This window comes from Streptomyces chrestomyceticus JCM 4735 (assembly GCF_003865135.1).
Taxonomy (GTDB): domain Bacteria; phylum Actinomycetota; class Actinomycetes; order Streptomycetales; family Streptomycetaceae; genus Streptomyces; species Streptomyces chrestomyceticus.
In genome coordinates this window covers 6010246-6025230 of the sequence record NZ_BHZC01000001.1, presented here as the reverse complement: position 1 = coordinate 6025230, position 14985 = coordinate 6010246, and the positions used below count along the sequence as shown (strand labels likewise).

Here is a 14985-nt window from a genome sequence, read left to right as displayed (position 1 = left end):
GAGCGTGGGCCGGATGGCAATGCCCCGGCCTGCCCCCGTACGTACCCATCGCGGTGACCCATGGACCCCCACAGCCGTTGTAGTACCAGCCTGCCTGGAGGGAGTACGCCGTGCCCGGTCCTTCGAACACATCAGCCGATCCAGTGAGCGATCTCGTGCGCTGGGCGGCGTTCAGTTGTGCCGTGGTGCCCCTCGTCCTCGTCCTGTGCGGCGCGTCCGCCGCCGGGGCGCTCGGCACCGCCGTGGGACTGGCGACGGTGACCTGTGCCTGCCGGGCCCTGCTGCGCCAGTCCGAGCGCACCGCGGCCCGTCCGTCGGCCGACGAGATCGCCCCGCACCGCGGCCGGCACAGCCGTACCGGGACCGGAGCCCACCGGGGAGGGCGCCGTTCCGAGGGGCGTACGCCGGAGGAATGACGCGCCCGCAAGCCTGCCCAGGTTCGTTTTCGGCCAACTTCGTGCCCGAGTGCATCCCTTGGCAAAAGCGACCCGTAACCCGGGCCTGAGCTGCGAGGAAAGGACCGCGGGGCGTGGTTGCGCCCTACGGCTTACGGGCAGAGGCGAGAGGCGTACTTCCCAGCAGGCCCGACGAGTGGAACGCTTCGTGATCGAATGCTTCGCGCCAAGTTGCCATATCGACATACGAGCGGGTGGTGAACTTGGCACTCCATCCTCACGGGACGCAGTAGATTCGATCTTGGCAATCACGGCGGGGGAACAGTGCAGGACCGAGAGGGCGAGACGACCGAGGGGGGCTTAAGTGCCATGAGCCAGGACTCCGCTGCCGTACCAGATGCCGCACGCAAGCTCGCCGCCCGACGACGCCGCGAAATAGTCGCGGTGCTCCTCTTCAGTGGCGGCCCGATTTTCGAGAGCTCCATTCCGCTCTCGGTCTTCGGCATCGACCGCCAGGACGCGGGTGTTCCGCGGTACCGACTACTTGTGTGCGCGGGCGAAGATGCGCCTTTGCGCACCACCGGGGGGCTCGAACTGTCGGCCCCCTACGGGCTGGAGGCGATCGCCCGCGCGGGCACCGTCGTCGTTCCGGCCTGGCGGTCCATCACACAGGCACCACCACCGGCCGCGCTGGACGCGCTGCGCCGGGCACACGAAGAAGGGGCCCGCATCGTCGGGCTCTGCACGGGAGCCTTCGTGCTCGCCGCCGCAGGGCTCCTCGACGGCAGGCCCGCGACCACCCACTGGATGTACGCGCCGACGCTCGCCAAGCGTTATCCGTCCGTCCATGTGGACCCCCGCGAGCTCTTCGTCGACGACGGCGACGTGCTGACCTCCGCGGGGACCGCCGCCGGCATCGACCTGTGCCTGCACATCGTCCGTACCGACCACGGGGCGGACGCGGCCAACGCGCTCGCCCGGCGGCTGGTGGTCCCGCCCCGGCGCACCGCGTCGGACCTGGGGCACCAGAGGTACCTGGACAGGTCGTTACCCGAGGAGATCGGTGCGGACCCGCTCGCCGAGGTCGTGGCCTGGGCGCTGGAGCACCTCCACGAGCAGTTCGACGTGGAGACGCTGGCGGCCCGCGCCTACATGAGCCGCCGCACCTTCGACCGCCGTTTCCGGTCCCTGACCGGGAGCGCTCCGCTGCAGTGGCTGATCACCCAGCGCGTCCTCCAGGCGCAGCGGCTGCTGGAGACCTCGGACTACTCCGTGGACGAGGTCGCCGGACGCTGCGGCTTCCGGTCGCCGGTCGCCCTGCGCGGCCACTTCCGGCGGCAGTTGGGTGCCTCACCCGCGGCCTACCGCGCGGCGTACCGCGCGCGCAGGCCGCAGAACGGGGTGCCCGAGCAGGCCGCCCGGTCGGACCGGCCGGAGCGCGGTGAGCGCCCCGGTGCCGGTGCGGACCGGTTCGCCGCGGCCGCGGCGGGCCACCTGCCGGGAGGCCACGGACCGCTGCACCACGGGCAGACGTCGCACAGCCAGGCGACGCATTCCCAAGGGGGACTCGGTCCGGGCGGGCACACGCAGGGCCACCCCCAGAGCGGGCACGGTCCGGGCGGGCACCCCCAGGGTTCGCACGGGGGGCACGGCGGTCCGGGCGGGCACGGGTCGGGCGGCCAGCCGGGGCACAGTACGGCGGGCCACAACCAGCCGGTGCACAGCCAGGCCACCGCGCTCGCGCCGACAGAGCCGGGCAAACCGGAATCCGACGCCTACGCGCCACGGCTTCCGGAACAGCCCGCCGGTCGGCCGGCCGGCCGACCGGTGCTGCCCAGTCAGCGGGAGCGCCCCGTAGGGTGAGGCGTATGAACGATCGCATGGTGTGGATCGACTGCGAGATGACCGGGCTCTCGCTGGCGAACGACGCGCTCATCGAGGTGGCCGCCCTGGTCACCGACTCGGAGCTGAATGTCCTGGGCGACGGGGTGGACATCGTGATCCGCCCCCGGCCGAGGCCCTGACCACCATGCCCGAGGTCGTGCGCCAGATGCACACCTCCTCCGGGCTGCTGGCCGAGCTGGACAGTGGCACCACACTGGAGGACGCACAGGAACAGGTGCTCCAGTACCTCAAGCAGCACGTACCGGAACCCGGCCGGGCACCGCTGTGCGGCAATTCCGTCGGCACCGACCGGGGCTTCCTGCTCCGCGACATGCCGGAGCTGGAGAGCCACCTGCACTACCGGATCGTGGATGTGTCGTCCGTGAAGGAACTGGCCCGGCGCTGGTACCCGAGGGCGTACTTCAACAGTCCGGAGAAGAACGGGAACCACCGGGCGCTGGCGGACATCCGTGAATCCATCGCGGAACTCCGCTACTACCGGGAGGCGGTCTTCGTGCCGCAGCCCGGCCCGGACTCGGACACCGCGAAGGAGATCGCGGCCAGGCACGTCCTGCCCGCGGACCCGGAGTGACGCAGCTCGCTCCCGGCCTGACCCAAAGCCGGGAGCGAGCACCCCTCCAGACCCTGTACACTTTTTCTCAGCCGGTGGGGAACAAGACACCACACAGCACCGGTCATGGTGGGTATAGCTCAGCTGGTAGAGCACCTGGTTGTGGTCCAGGATGTCGCGGGTTCAAGTCCCGTTACTCACCCCAACGAGTAGGGCCCCGGACGTGAAAGCGTCCGGGGGCCCTAGTCGTTGGTGGGGGTGGGGGCCTGGGGCCGGGGCGGGTCCGGGGGCCCTCCCCGGGGAGCTGGTGAGTGTGACCGCTGACACACCTGTGGGGCGGGTGGCCTTCGTAGCGGTGGTCCGGTGGCTCGGCAGCTCGCGGGCTCGGTGACCCGGTGGCCCGGCGGCCCGGCGGGTCGCAGGCTCAGTAGCCGACGGTGAAGCGCTCCCCGATGTGCTGCGGCTTCTCGATCTCGTCCAGGAGGGCGACGGCGTAGTCCTCGGCGGAGATCCGGCTGACACCCTCCGCGTCGGCGACCAGGTCGTCCAGGGCGGTGCGGTAGGCACCGGTCCGCTCGCCGGGCTCGATCAGGGCGGCCGGGCTCACGTTGGTCCAGCGCACGTCCGAGACGGTGCGGTAGAAGTCCAGCGCGTCGCCGTGCGCGTGCATGATCTGGAGCAGGAACTCCGGCAGGCCATCCGCGTCCCAGACCTGCTTGCCGTCCGGCGTACGGAGCGAGCCGGCGCCGCCCACGGAGATCAGCCGGGGCGCGGCCTCGCCGAGCGTGCGCAGACCCGCGACCAGGGACTCGGCCGAGGGCTTGATCGTCGCGATGTGACCCGGGCCGTCGCCGCCGCCCACCGCGCTGACCACGACGTCCTGGCCCTGGGCCACGGCCGCCACGGAGGCCGGGTCGAGGATGTCGCCGGTGGTGACGGTCAGGTTCGGGTCGGTCTTGGTGATCTTCGCGGGGTCGCGGACGACCGCGGTGACCTGGTGGCCGCGGCGCAGCGCCTCGTCGAGGACGCGGCTGCCGATGGTGCCGTTGGCTCCGAAAATGGCGATCTTGGACATGTCGGTACTCCCTGTGCCCCTGCCGGGGCCTGGTCCGGTTCGGGTCTGACTCGGGTCTGGCTTTCCGTTTTCCGTCATCAGCCGCGCTGACGTCTTCTACGCTAGGGGCGCGAACACGACATACCGGGGTAGGCACGGGACCATCGATGGTGAAAAACCGACACGCTCCTCAGGACGCCGGGGAGAGCATCCCGGAAGTCCCCTTCACCGCGCCGGCCGGGCGGCCCGCCGGGGTGGAGGTGCTGACCCTCGCCGAGCTGCGCGACCGTGCCGACGCCTGCGCCCTAGCGGTACCGCACCGCCCGGACTTCCACCATCTCCTGGTGGTGGACAGCGGGCATCTCCGGCACACCGTGGACTTCCGAAAGTATGAGCTGTCGGCGAATGACTGGATGTGGGTACGTCCGGGGCAGGTTCACCACTTCGGCGATTTGTCCGGGGCCGAAGGGCGGCTGGTGCTGTTCGAATCCGGCTTCCTCGACCCGGTGACGGCGGCCGCGGCCCGGCTGGAGGACTGGTTCGGTCCCGCAGCGCACCGGCCGGAGGGCGAGGAGGCGCAGGCGGTCGAAAGCGCCCTGCGCCACCTCCACCAGGAATTCGGGGCGCTGCGCGGCCTGCCCCTGGAGACGCACATCGAGGTGCTGCGGCATCTGCTGGCCGTACTGGTCCTGCGGGCCGCCCGGCTGTCCGTACGTGACGAAGGGGCGCGGGACGAGGGCGCGTGGGGCCGGGGTGTGTGGGGCGGGGATGGCGTACCGGAGGGGACCGGCGTACGGAATCGGGGGGCGCGGGGCAGGGGCGTACGAGGCCCGGGAGCGCGGGAAGAGGGCGCGCGGAGTCCGGGGGCGCGGGACGGCCGTGCGGCGGACGGCGGGGACCACGGCGGCGGTGTCTGCGAGGCGAGCGAGACCTTCCTCCGCTTCCGCGACGCGGTGGAGCGCGGCTTCACCCGCAGCCGCCGCGTCGAGGACTACGCGCGGGCGCTCGGCTACTCACCCCGTACCCTCTCCCGCGCGACCGCCGCCGCCACCGGCGTGGGCGCGAAGGAGTTCATCGACCGTCGCGTGGTGCTGGAGGCCAAGCGGCTGCTGGCCCACGGTGACCAGACCGCCGCCCGGATCGCCGTACGCCTCGGCTTCGCCGACGCCGCGAACTTCGCCAAGTTCTTCCAGCACCGTACGGGCAGTACGCCGATCTCCTTCCGTACGGAGGTACGCGGCCCGGCGTGAGGCCGCGGCGTGCGGGGGTGCGGCGAGCGGGGAGCAGTGTGCGGGTGCAGCGGGGCCGGGCGCGCCGGAAAGGCGCGCGCCGGGTCGTCCGACGGAAACCAGTGGGAGCGCTCCCAAGGATTGGGGCGGGCGAGCGGGCCGTCAAGAGGGAAGCGACACGCGTCTGACACGGACCCCTGTGGCGAGATTTACACAACTCTGCTGTGAAACTGCGCGAGTTGGGACTACTCTCCGGGCAACCAGTGGGAGCGATTCCATCCGCTGCGGGCCGCCGTGCCCGCGGACGACCCGAGGAGTCGCTCATGCGCAGACCGTTACGCCTGTACGCGCTGGCGGTGACCGCAGCACTCGCTCTAGCGGGGGCGTCCCCGACCGCATGGGGCACCCCAGCCGCCCCAGCCACCTCGGCTGACTCGGCGGTCCTGGCGGCTTGGGCCGCGCCGGCCACCCCGGCCGCCCCGGCTGACTCGGCGGTCCTGGCGGCTTCGGCCACCCCGGCCACCGTGGCCGCACCGGCCGTCTCATCCGCCCCGGCCGCAGCCGTTCCCTCCGCCGTCTCCCCCGCGCCCGTCGCATCCCGGGCCGCGCCGCCGCAACTGCGCGTCGAGGAGAATCGTTTCGTCGACCGCGCCGGCACCCCGCGCCGCCTGCTCGGGGTGAACCGTTCCGGCGCCGAGTTCTCGTGCGTACAGGGCCGCGGGATCTTCGACGGCCCGGTGGACGACGCGTCCGTCGCGGCCATCGCGGGGTGGGGCGCCAACACCGTCCGCGTCCCGCTCAACGAGGAGTGCTGGCTGGGCACGCCCAACATCGACCCCCGGTACGCGGGCGCCGCCTACACCTCGGCCGTACGCGACTACGTACGGCGGCTGACGGCCCACGGCCTGACGCCGGTCCTCGAACTGCACTGGAGCCACGGCCGCTACACCGGCCCCTCGGCCGGCTGCGCCGACGAACACGCGAGCTGCCAGAAACCCATGCCGGACCGGCGCCACTCCCCCGCCTTCTGGTCCTCGGTCGCCGGCACCTTCAAGAACGCGCCCGAGGTCGTGTTCGACCTGTTCAACGAGCCGTACCCGGACCGCGCGACCCCGGACACCGAACGGGCCTGGGCCTGCTGGCGGGACGGCGGCACCTGCCCCGGCATCGGCTACGAGGTCGCCGGGATGCAGACCCTGGTGGACGCCGTACGGGCCACCGGCGCCCGCAACCCGGTCCTGGTGGGCGGTCTCGCGTACGCCAACGACCTCAGCCGGTGGGCCGCGTACGCGCCGAAGGACCCGGCGGGCAATCTCGCGGCCGCCTGGCACGCGTACAACTTCAACGCCTGCGCCGACGAGAGCTGCTGGTCCCGGACGGTGGGGCCGGTCGCCGACCGGGTGCCGCTCGTCACCGGCGAGATCGGCGAGAACACCTGCGCCCACGCCTTCACCGACCGCGTCATGCGGTGGCTGGACGGGCGCCGGGCGTCGTACCTGGGCTGGACCTGGAACACCTGGGACTGCGCCGCCGGACCGGCCCTCATCCGCGACTACGCCGGCACGCCCACCGCGTACGGCGTGGGGCTGCGTGATCACCTGCGCGCCCTGAACCCGGCGTGAGTCCGGGGCCGAGACACGTACTGGATCCCGTACCGAGAAAGGACGACCCGCTCATGAGACATTCCACCGAGCACCTTTCCTCCGAACGCGGCCACGAGCACGAACGCGAGCACCAGCACGGTCAGCGCCGCGCCGTACGGAACCGCACCCGCGCCGCCCGGCGCCGCACCCGCGCCGTCGCGCTCGCGGCCTGCGCGCTGCTGGCCGCCGCCGGAACCGCCGATGTCCTCCGGGGCACCGCACACGCCGTACCGGCCGCCGCCCGCGTCGACAATCCGTACGCGGGCGCGGGCGTCTACGTGAACCCGGAATGGGCGGCGAAGGCGGCGGCCGAGCCGGGCGGCGCCAAAGTCGCCGGTCAGCCGACCGGCGTCTGGCTCGACCGCATCGCGGCCATCAACGGCACCGGTGGCTCGATGGGCCTGCGCGGCCACCTGGACACCGCCTTACGGCAGGCGGCGGGCCGGCCGCTCGTCGTCCAACTGGTCATCTACAACCTGCCGGGCCGGGACTGCTCGGCGCTCGCCTCCAACGGCGAACTGGGGCCGACGGAGATCGACGCGTACAAGAGCCGCTACATCGACCCCATCGCGGCCGTCCTGGCCGACCCGAAGTACGCGTCGCTGCGGATCGTGACCACCGTGGAGATCGACTCGCTGCCCAACCTCGTCACCAACACGGGCGGGCGGGCCACCGCCACGCCGCAGTGCGACGCCATGCTCGCCAACGGCAACTACGTCAAGGGCGTCGGGTACGCGCTCAACAAGCTCGGCGCGGTCCCGAACGTCTACAACTACGTGGACGCCGGGCACCACGGCTGGATCGGCTGGGACGACAACTTCGGCGCGTCGGCGCGACTGCTGCACCAGGCCGCCACGACCGAGGGCAGCACGGTCGACAAGGTGCACGGCTTCATCACGAACACCGCCAACTACAGCGCGCTCAAGGAGGAGAACTTCGCCCTGGGCGACAACGTGGCGGGCCGGTCGGTACGGGAGTCGAAGTGGGTGGACTGGAACCGCTACACCGACGAGCTGTCGTTCGCCCAGGCGTTCCGGCAGGAGGCGGTGCGGGCCGGGTTCCGCCCGGACGTGGGCATGCTGATCGACACCTCGCGCAACGGCTGGGGCGGCAGCGCGCGGCCCTCCGGCCCCGGGCCGCGGACGAGTGTGGACGCGTACGTCGACGCGGGCCGCTACGACCGCAGGCTGCATGTCGGCAACTGGTGCAACCAGGCGGGGGCGGGGCTGGGCGAGCGCCCTCGGACGGCTCCGGCGACGGGCGTCGACGCGTACGTGTGGATGAAGGCGCCGGGTGAGTCGGACGGCTCCAGCTCGGCCGTCCCGAACGACGAGGGCAAGGGCTTCGACCGGATGTGCGACCCGTCGTACGAGGGCAATCCGCGCAACAACTACCACCGGTCGGGCGCCCTGCCGGACGCGCCGCTGTCCGGGCACTGGTTCCCGGCGCAGTTCCGGGAGTTGCTGAAGAACGCGCATCCGGCGGTTTAGGGGCGGGGCCAGTCCCAGGAGGTGGGGGCGGGGCCTGCCCCAGGGGGAGGGCACCGAGGCCCTGGGGGGAAAGTGGGGCGCGGCGTCCGGGAGGTAGGTCGCGGGCTCCGGGAGCTGGGGGCGATGTCCGGGGAGCGAGGCCCGGGCTCGGACGTCTCCTCCGGGGCTGGGTGTACGCCTCGGGGGCGGGGCGCAGGCCCGGGCTGGGGCTCCGGCCCGGGCTGGGGCTCCGGCCCGGGCTGGGGCTCCGGCCCGGAGGAGACTCCGGGCCGGGTCAGGCTTCGGCCCGGGTCAAGCTTCGGCCCCGGAGAGTGCGGCTTCGGCCCGGCCTGCGCCTTCGGGGGCTGCGGCCCTGGACGGGATGGCGCCCCGATCCTGGGACGGGGGACCGAAGTTCGGAGCCGCCCCGAGGGCCGGCCCCCGCGGGCCGGCCGGTCCCTCGCACTGCTCAGGAAGACTCCCGCCGCACCAGCTCCGTCGGGAGCACCAGATGACGCCCGGCCGGGGCAACCTGGCTGGTCGGGCCTTCCGGGCCTGCCGATCCGGCCGCTCCGGCCGGGCCCGCCGACCCGGTCCGGCCCACCGCCCCCGCCGCCCCGGCCGACTCGACCGCCCCGGTCGCCCCCACCGCATCCCGCACCTCCAACCCCCCACCCTCCCCTCCCCCAGTGATCAGCTCCATCAGCAACCCCGCCATCGCCCGCCCCATCTCCTCGATCGGCTGGCGGACGCTGGTGAGCGGTGGGTCCATGTGCCGGGCGATGGCGGAGTCGTCGAAGCCGACCAGGGCCACGTCGTCCGGGATGCGGCGGCCCGCCGTACGCAGTTCCCGGCGGGCGCCCGCGGCCATCACGTCCGAGGCGCAGAAGACGGCGTCCAGGGCGGGGCGGCGGGCGAGCAGTTCGCGCAGGGCGCGCCGGCCGCCCTCCTCGGTGAAGTCGCCGCGGGCGACGAGGGCGTCGTCCTCGGGGTGGCCGGCGGCGCGTACGGCCTGGCGGTAGCCGTCGAGGCGGCAGTGGGCCACGTACATGTCGGGCGGCCCGGTGATGGTGGCGACCTGGCGGCGGCCGCGGCCGATGAGGTGCTCCAGGGCGCTCTGCGCGCCGCCGGTGTTGTCGGAGTCCACGTACGGAACGGTTTCCCCGGCGGTGCGGCGGCCGTTCAGGACGGTCGGGATCGCCATCCGGCCCAGCAGGTCGGGCAGCGGGTCGTCGCCGTGCACGGAGACCAGCAGGACACCGTCGACGCGGTGCGCGGCGAGGTAGTCGGCGAAGCGGCGCCGCTCCTTGGACGTACGGATCAGGGTGAGCAGCAACTGCATGTCGTGGTCGGCCAGTCCGGCGCTGACGCCGCGCAGGATGCCGGAGAAGTAGGGCTCGGCGAAGAGCCGGGTCTCGGCTTCCGGTACGACCAGGGCGACCGTGTCGGCGCGGTGGCCGGCCAGGGCGCGGGCGGCGCGGTCGGGTACGTAGCCGAGGTCGGCGACGGCCTGCTGCACCAGGGAGCGGGTCCGTTCGCTGACCCGGGGGGAGCCGTTGATCACGCGGGAGACCGTGCCGCGGCCGACGCCCGCGCGCGCGGCGACCTCTTCGAGGGTGGGCCTGCCGCCCCCGCGCCGTCCGACTGGTGCCATCGCCGCCTCCGCCTGCCGTCCTGGCCGTACATTCAACAACGAACCGTCCGGCGGGTGTTGGCGCGCACGCCCTTGACATGCGTACCCGGGAACGGCGACCCTTCACCTCATCACGACTGGGAGCGCTCCCACAGTACTGGACACCCCACATCCCGCACGCACGGTCTGCAGGGCACCAGGAGGAGACGCCATGCGAACGACGATCCGCGGCCCCCGTCGGCGGGCGGTGGCCCTCGCGGCCGCCGCCGCGCTCGGGGCCGCACTGCTCGGCGGCTGCGCCGAGGACAGCGACACTCCCGCCGCGCGGGACTCCTCGGGAGCCGCCGCCAAGAAGACCACCCTGACGGTCGGCGTCTTCGGCGTCTTCGGCTACAAGCAGGCCGGTCTCTACGACGCGTACATGAAGCTGCACCCGGACATCACGATCAAAGAGACCTCGATCGAACGGAACGAGAACTACTACCCGCAACTGCTCACCCACCTGAGCACCGGCAGCGGGCTCGCCGACGTCCAGGCCGTCGAGGTCAACAACATCGCCGAGGTCACCGCCACCCAGGCGGGCAAGCTCGTCGACCTCTCGAAGGCGCCGGGTGTACGGAAGGCCGACTTCATCCCCTGGAAGTGGGCGCAAGCGACCAACGCGAGCGGCAAGACCGTCGGCCTGGGCACGGACATCGGGCCGATGGCGATCTGCTACCGCAAGGACCTCTTCGCCAAGGCCGGACTGCCGACCGACCGCGACGCGGTGGCCAAGCTCTGGGCGGGCGGCTGGGGGAAGTACCTCGACGTCGGCGAGCGCTTCAAGGACAAGGCTCCGGCGGGTACGTCCTTCGTGGACTCCGCCTCCGGTGTCTACAACGCGGTGATCTCCAGCAGCGCCGAACGTTATTACGACCGCGACGGCAAGCTGGTCTACAAGGACAGCCCGTCCGTACGGCAGGCGTGGGACGCGGCGATGCGGGCGGCGACCGGCAAACTGACCGCCCGGCTCCAGCAGTTCCAGAAGTCCTGGGACCAGGCGTACGCCAACGGGCGCTTCGCGACGGTCTCCTGCCCGCCGTGGATGCTCGGCTACATCAAGGAGAAGTCCGGGGACCAGGGCCGCGACAAGTGGGACGTGGCCGCCGCGCCCAAGCCCGGGAACTGGGGCGGTTCGTTCCTCGCCGTACCGGAAGCGGGCCGGCACAAGAGCGAGGCGGTCAAGCTGGCGGCCTGGCTGACCGCGCCCGAGCAGCAGGCGAAACTGTTCACGAAGCAGGCCAGCTTCCCCAGCGCCCGGGCGGCGTACGGGCTGCCCGCGGTGTCCGGGGCCAAGCATCCGTACTTCGGGGACGCGCCGATCGGCAAGATCTTCGCCGCGGCGGCCGAGGGCATCCCCGACCAGGTCCTCGGCCCGAAGGACCTCACCGTCAACCAGAACATCACCGATGTGGGAGTACTCCAGGTCGACCAGCAGGGCAAGACCCCCGAGCAGGGCTGGCGGGCGGCGGTCGAGTCGATCGACAACGCGCTGGACCAGTGAGCCGTGGACGGCCCGACGACCCGTTCCCCCGACCGCCCCGCCGCCGTGCACGGCCGGACGCCGCCCTCCCCCGAAAGCCCCGCCGCCGTCCGCGCGCGGGAGCGCCGCAGCCGCCGCTATCGGCGGGACCTGCGCTGGAGCCCGTACCTCTACATCGCCCCGTTCTTCCTCTTCTTCGCCGCCTTCGGGCTCTTCCCCCTCCTCTACACGGGGTGGGCCGCACTGCACCGTGTGGAGCTGACCGCGCCCACCGACATGGAGTGGGCCGGGCTGCGCAACTTCACCCGGCTGCTCGGCGACGACTTCTTCTGGAACGCCCTCGGGAACACGTTCGTCATCGGTGTCCTCTCGACCGTGCCGCAACTGCTGATGGCGCTGGGCCTCGCGCACCTGCTCAACTACCGGCTGCGCGGCTCGATGTTCTTCCGGGTGGCGCTGCTCACGCCGTACGCCACCTCGGTGGCCGCCGCGACGCTGGTGTTCGTGCTGCTCTTCGGGCGCGACTACGGGCTGGTCAACTGGCTGCTGAGCACGGTCGGCGCGGACGGCGTCGACTGGGAGAACGGGTCCTGGAGCGCCAAGCTGGCGGTCTCCACGATCGTCGTCTGGCGGTGGACGGGGTACAACGCGCTGATCTACCTGGCCGCCATGCAGGCGATACCGCACGACCTGTACGAGTCGGCGGCGCTCGACGGCGCCTCCCGGTGGCAGCAGTTCCGGTACGTCACGGTGCCGTCGCTGCGGCCGACGATCCTGTTCACCTGCGTGGTCTCGACGATCGGCGCCACGCAACTGTTCGGCGAGCCGCTGCTGTTCAGCGGGAGCGCCGGGGCCTCGGGCGGCGCCGACCACCAGTACCAGACGCTGGGCCTGTACCTGTACGAGCAGGGGTGGGTGAACCTCCATCTCGGCCGGGCCTCGGCCATCGCCTGGACGATGTTCCTGATCCTGCTGGTGATCGCCGCGGTCAACGCGCTGATCGCCCGCCGGCTGCGCACCAGCCAGTGAGGAGGAGCCATGACCGCCCGACGCGCCGGCCGGCACCTGCACGGCGGGAAGGTGACCTACGCGGTGCTGATCCTCTTCACCGCGGGCTCGCTCTTCCCGCTGCTGTGGACCGCCGTCGCCGCCTCCCGCAACAACACCCGGCTCGCCCAGACGCCGCCGCCGTTCTGGTTCGGCGGGAACCTGCTCAAGAACCTCGGTACGGCCTGGTCCGACGCCAACATGGGCGCGGCGCTGCTGAACACCACGGTGGTGGCCACGACGATCGCGGCGGGCACGGTGGTCTTCTCGACCGTCGCCGGGTTCGCCTTCGCCAAGCTGCGCTTCCGGGCGAAGAAACTGCTGCTGTTGCTGGTGATCGGCACGATGATGGTGCCGCCGCAGCTCAGTGTCGTACCGCTGTTCATGACCGTCGCCGAGCTGGAGTGGACCGACCAGTTGCAGGCCGTCATCCTGCCCACCCTCGTCAGCGCCTTCGGGGTCTTCTTCATGCGGCAGTACCTGCTCCAGGCGCTGCCCACCGAGCTGATCGAGGCGGCCCGTACGGACGGGGCGAACGGCTGGCGCGTGGTGTGGCACGTCGTCTTCCCGGCCGCCCGGCCCGCGATGGCGGTGCTCGGTCTGCTCACCTTCGTCCAGGCGTGGAACGACTTCTTCTGGCCGATCATCGCGCTGACGCAGAACGGCAACCCGACCGTGCAGGTCGCGCTGACCGGCCTCGGCCGCGGCTACATCCCCGACCAGTCCGTGATCATGGCGGGCGCGCTGCTCGGCACGCTGCCGCTGCTCGTCGCGTTCGTCCTGTTCGGCAAGCAGATCGTCGGGGGATCATGCAGGGCGCGGTCAAGGGCTGACCGATGGGCCGCCGCGCCGCTCCCCCGGGGCCGTACGGTCCGTACGTGCTGCCGTACGGGCCGGGCCGTCCCCGTGAACCACTCGCACCGCCCGCCCGCACCGCATGCACCGCCTGCACCACTCGCGCCACGCGCTCCGCACGGCCCGTGCCGTGCGCCGCGTCCTCGTGAACGGGAGTACCGCCATGTCCTGCCCCCTCCGCTTTCCGCCCGGCTTCGTCTGGGGTGCGGCCACCGCCGCCTATCAGGTCGAGGGCGCCGCCCGGGAGGGCGGCCGCACCCCGTCGATCTGGGACACCTTCAGCCACACCCCCGGCAAGGTCGCCGGGGGCGACACCGGTGACGTCGCCGTCGACCACTTCCACCGGCGCCACGAGGACGTGGAGCTGATGTCCGCCCTCGGGCTCGGTGCCTACCGCTTCTCCGTCTCCTGGTCACGGGTGCAACCGACCGGCCGCGGCCCCGCCGTGCAGCGCGGCCTCGACTTCTACCGCCGGCTCGTCGACGACCTGCTCGCCCACGGCATCACGCCGGTGCTCACGCTCTACCACTGGGACCTGCCGCAGGAGTTGGAGGCCGACATCCACGGCGGCTCCGCCTCGGGAGGCGGCTGGCCGCACCGGGACACCGCGCGGCGCTTCGCCGACTACGCGGCGATCGTCGCGGACGCCCTCGGCGACCGTGTCGAGTGGTGGACCACCCTCAACGAGCCGTGGTGCAGCGCGTTCCTCGGTTACGGGTCGGGGGTGCACGCACCCGGCCGCACCGATTCCGAGGCCGCCCTGCGCGCCGCGCACCACCTCAACCTCGCGCACGGGCTGGCCGCCCAGGCGCTGCGCGCCGCGCTGCCCGCCCGCGGCCGGGTCATGATCAGCCTCAACCCGGCGGCCGTACGGGCCCGCACCGACGCACCCGGGGACCTGGAGGCTCAGCGGCGGATCGACGCACTGGCGACGCGTATCTTCACCGGGCCCCTGCTGCGCGGCGCATACCCCGCGGACCTCCTCGCGGACACCGCGCGTATCACCGACTGGACCTTCGTCCGCGATGGCGACCTCGCCGTCATCAAGCACCCCCTCGACGCGCTGGGCATCAATTACTACACACCCACAGTGGTATCAGGCGGCACTGACAACGCCCCCCTGCCCCGGCACGACGGGCACGGCGCCGGGGCCGGTTCGCCCTGGCCGGGATCCGACCGGGTGGCTTTCCACCAGCCGCCGGGCGACCGTACGGCGATGGGCTGGTCGGTGGATCCGACCGGCCTCTACGACCTGCTCATGCGCTTTCACCGGGAGGCCCCCGGCCTGCCCCTGTTCGTCACCGAGAACGGCGCGGCCTACGACGACCTGCCCGACGCCGAGGGCGCGGTGCACGACCCGGAGCGCATCGCCTACGTCCACGGCCACCTCGCCGCCGTGCACCGCGCGCTCACCGACGGCGCCGACCTGCGCGGCTACTTCCTGTGGTCGCTGATGGACAACTTCGAATGGGCGTACGGCTACAGCAAGCGGTTCGGCTCGGTGTACGTGGACTTCACGACGCAGGCCCGTACGCCCAAGTCGAGCGCCCACTGGTACGCGGACGTGGCGCGCACCGGCGAACTGCCGGCCCTGAGCAGCGATGTGACCGCCTCATGAGGGCGGCGGGACACAGCGGCGGGGGGTGGCCGCTGTGTCCCGCCCGGGGGTGTGGCTCGGTGCCG

10 protein-coding genes, 1 tRNA gene and 2 pseudogenes are annotated in these 14985 nt (G+C 72.3%); 11 read left to right on the top strand and 2 right to left on the bottom strand.

What is annotated here, in order from left to right:
• Positions 1–143 precede the first annotated feature (143 nt).
• From EJG53_RS26165 to EJG53_RS26150, 4 genes and pseudogenes are all read left to right on the top strand, one after another.
• Complete coding sequence (locus tag EJG53_RS26165) at positions 144–416, top strand: hypothetical protein (protein ID WP_244955347.1); 273 nt, start codon at positions 144–146, stop codon at positions 414–416.
• Positions 417–764: 348 nt separating this feature from the next.
• Positions 765–2258, top strand: a complete 1494-nt coding sequence (locus tag EJG53_RS26160; RefSeq protein ID WP_125046853.1) for a GlxA family transcriptional regulator — start codon at positions 765–767, stop codon at positions 2256–2258.
• Positions 2259–2263: 5 nt separating this feature from the next.
• A pseudogene (gene orn, locus EJG53_RS26155) lies at positions 2264–2871 on the top strand (oligoribonuclease).
• Positions 2872–2979: 108 nt separating this feature from the next.
• Positions 2980–3055, top strand: a tRNA-His gene (locus EJG53_RS26150).
• 219 nt (positions 3056–3274) lie between these two features.
• On the opposite strand, the gene EJG53_RS26145 is transcribed toward EJG53_RS26150, so the two are convergent.
• On the bottom strand, positions 3275–3925 hold the full coding sequence (locus EJG53_RS26145; protein WP_125046851.1) for an NAD(P)-dependent oxidoreductase: 651 nt from the start codon (positions 3923–3925) through the stop codon (positions 3275–3277).
• A gap of 146 nt (positions 3926–4071) precedes the next feature.
• On the opposite strand from EJG53_RS26145, the gene EJG53_RS42765 reads away from it, so the two are divergent.
• The 3 genes from EJG53_RS42765 to EJG53_RS26125 all read left to right on the top strand — a co-directional run bounded on the left by EJG53_RS42765 (position 4072) and on the right by EJG53_RS26125 (position 8266).
• Positions 4072–5154 (top strand): AraC family transcriptional regulator, encoded by a 1083-nt coding sequence (locus tag EJG53_RS42765; RefSeq protein ID WP_244955346.1) that lies wholly within the window; start codon positions 4072–4074, stop codon positions 5152–5154.
• 302 nt (positions 5155–5456) lie between these two features.
• Positions 5457–6755 (top strand): glycoside hydrolase family 5 protein, encoded by a 1299-nt coding sequence (locus EJG53_RS26130; protein WP_167515166.1) that lies wholly within the window; start codon positions 5457–5459, stop codon positions 6753–6755.
• Between the two features lie 53 nt (positions 6756–6808).
• A complete protein-coding gene (locus EJG53_RS26125; RefSeq protein ID WP_125046849.1) occupies positions 6809–8266 on the top strand; it encodes a glycoside hydrolase family 6 protein in 1458 nt (485 codons plus the stop codon).
• A gap of 448 nt (positions 8267–8714) precedes the next feature.
• On the opposite strand, the gene EJG53_RS26120 is transcribed toward EJG53_RS26125, so the two are convergent.
• Positions 8715–9899 (bottom strand): LacI family DNA-binding transcriptional regulator, encoded by a 1185-nt coding sequence (locus tag EJG53_RS26120; RefSeq protein WP_125046847.1) that lies wholly within the window; start codon positions 9897–9899, stop codon positions 8715–8717.
• A gap of 190 nt (positions 9900–10089) precedes the next feature.
• Here EJG53_RS26120 and EJG53_RS26115 point away from each other — a divergent pair, with 190 nt between their 5' ends.
• From EJG53_RS26115 to EJG53_RS26100, 4 genes and pseudogenes are all read left to right on the top strand, one after another.
• Positions 10090–11421, top strand: a complete 1332-nt coding sequence (locus tag EJG53_RS26115; RefSeq protein WP_125046845.1) for an ABC transporter substrate-binding protein — start codon at positions 10090–10092, stop codon at positions 11419–11421.
• Between the two features lie 45 nt (positions 11422–11466).
• Positions 11467–12429 (top strand): carbohydrate ABC transporter permease, encoded by a 963-nt coding sequence (locus EJG53_RS26110; protein ID WP_125049605.1) that lies wholly within the window; start codon positions 11467–11469, stop codon positions 12427–12429.
• A gap of 9 nt (positions 12430–12438) precedes the next feature.
• A pseudogene (locus EJG53_RS26105) lies at positions 12439–13280 on the top strand (carbohydrate ABC transporter permease).
• 185 nt (positions 13281–13465) lie between these two features.
• On the top strand, positions 13466–14920 hold the full coding sequence (locus tag EJG53_RS26100; RefSeq protein WP_125046843.1) for a GH1 family beta-glucosidase: 1455 nt from the start codon (positions 13466–13468) through the stop codon (positions 14918–14920).
• The last annotated feature ends 65 nt before the right edge of the window (positions 14921–14985 follow it).

Coding starts and splice junctions, on each gene's coding strand:
- EJG53_RS26100 (WP_125046843.1), top strand. CDS start 13,466: ATGTCCTGCCCCCTCCGCTTTCCGCCCGGCTTCGTCTGGGGTGCGGCC.
- EJG53_RS26115 (WP_125046845.1), top strand. CDS start 10,090: ATGCGAACGACGATCCGCGGCCCCCGTCGGCGGGCGGTGGCCCTCGCG.
- EJG53_RS26120 (WP_125046847.1), bottom strand. CDS start 9,899: ATGGCACCAGTCGGACGGCGCGGGGGCGGCAGGCCCACCCTCGAAGAG.
- EJG53_RS26145 (WP_125046851.1), bottom strand. CDS start 3,925: ATGTCCAAGATCGCCATTTTCGGAGCCAACGGCACCATCGGCAGCCGC.
- EJG53_RS26130 (WP_167515166.1), top strand. CDS start 5,457: ATGCGCAGACCGTTACGCCTGTACGCGCTGGCGGTGACCGCAGCACTC.
- EJG53_RS26125 (WP_125046849.1), top strand. CDS start 6,809: ATGAGACATTCCACCGAGCACCTTTCCTCCGAACGCGGCCACGAGCAC.
- EJG53_RS26160 (WP_125046853.1), top strand. CDS start 765: ATGAGCCAGGACTCCGCTGCCGTACCAGATGCCGCACGCAAGCTCGCC.
- EJG53_RS42765 (WP_244955346.1), top strand. CDS start 4,072: ATGGTGAAAAACCGACACGCTCCTCAGGACGCCGGGGAGAGCATCCCG.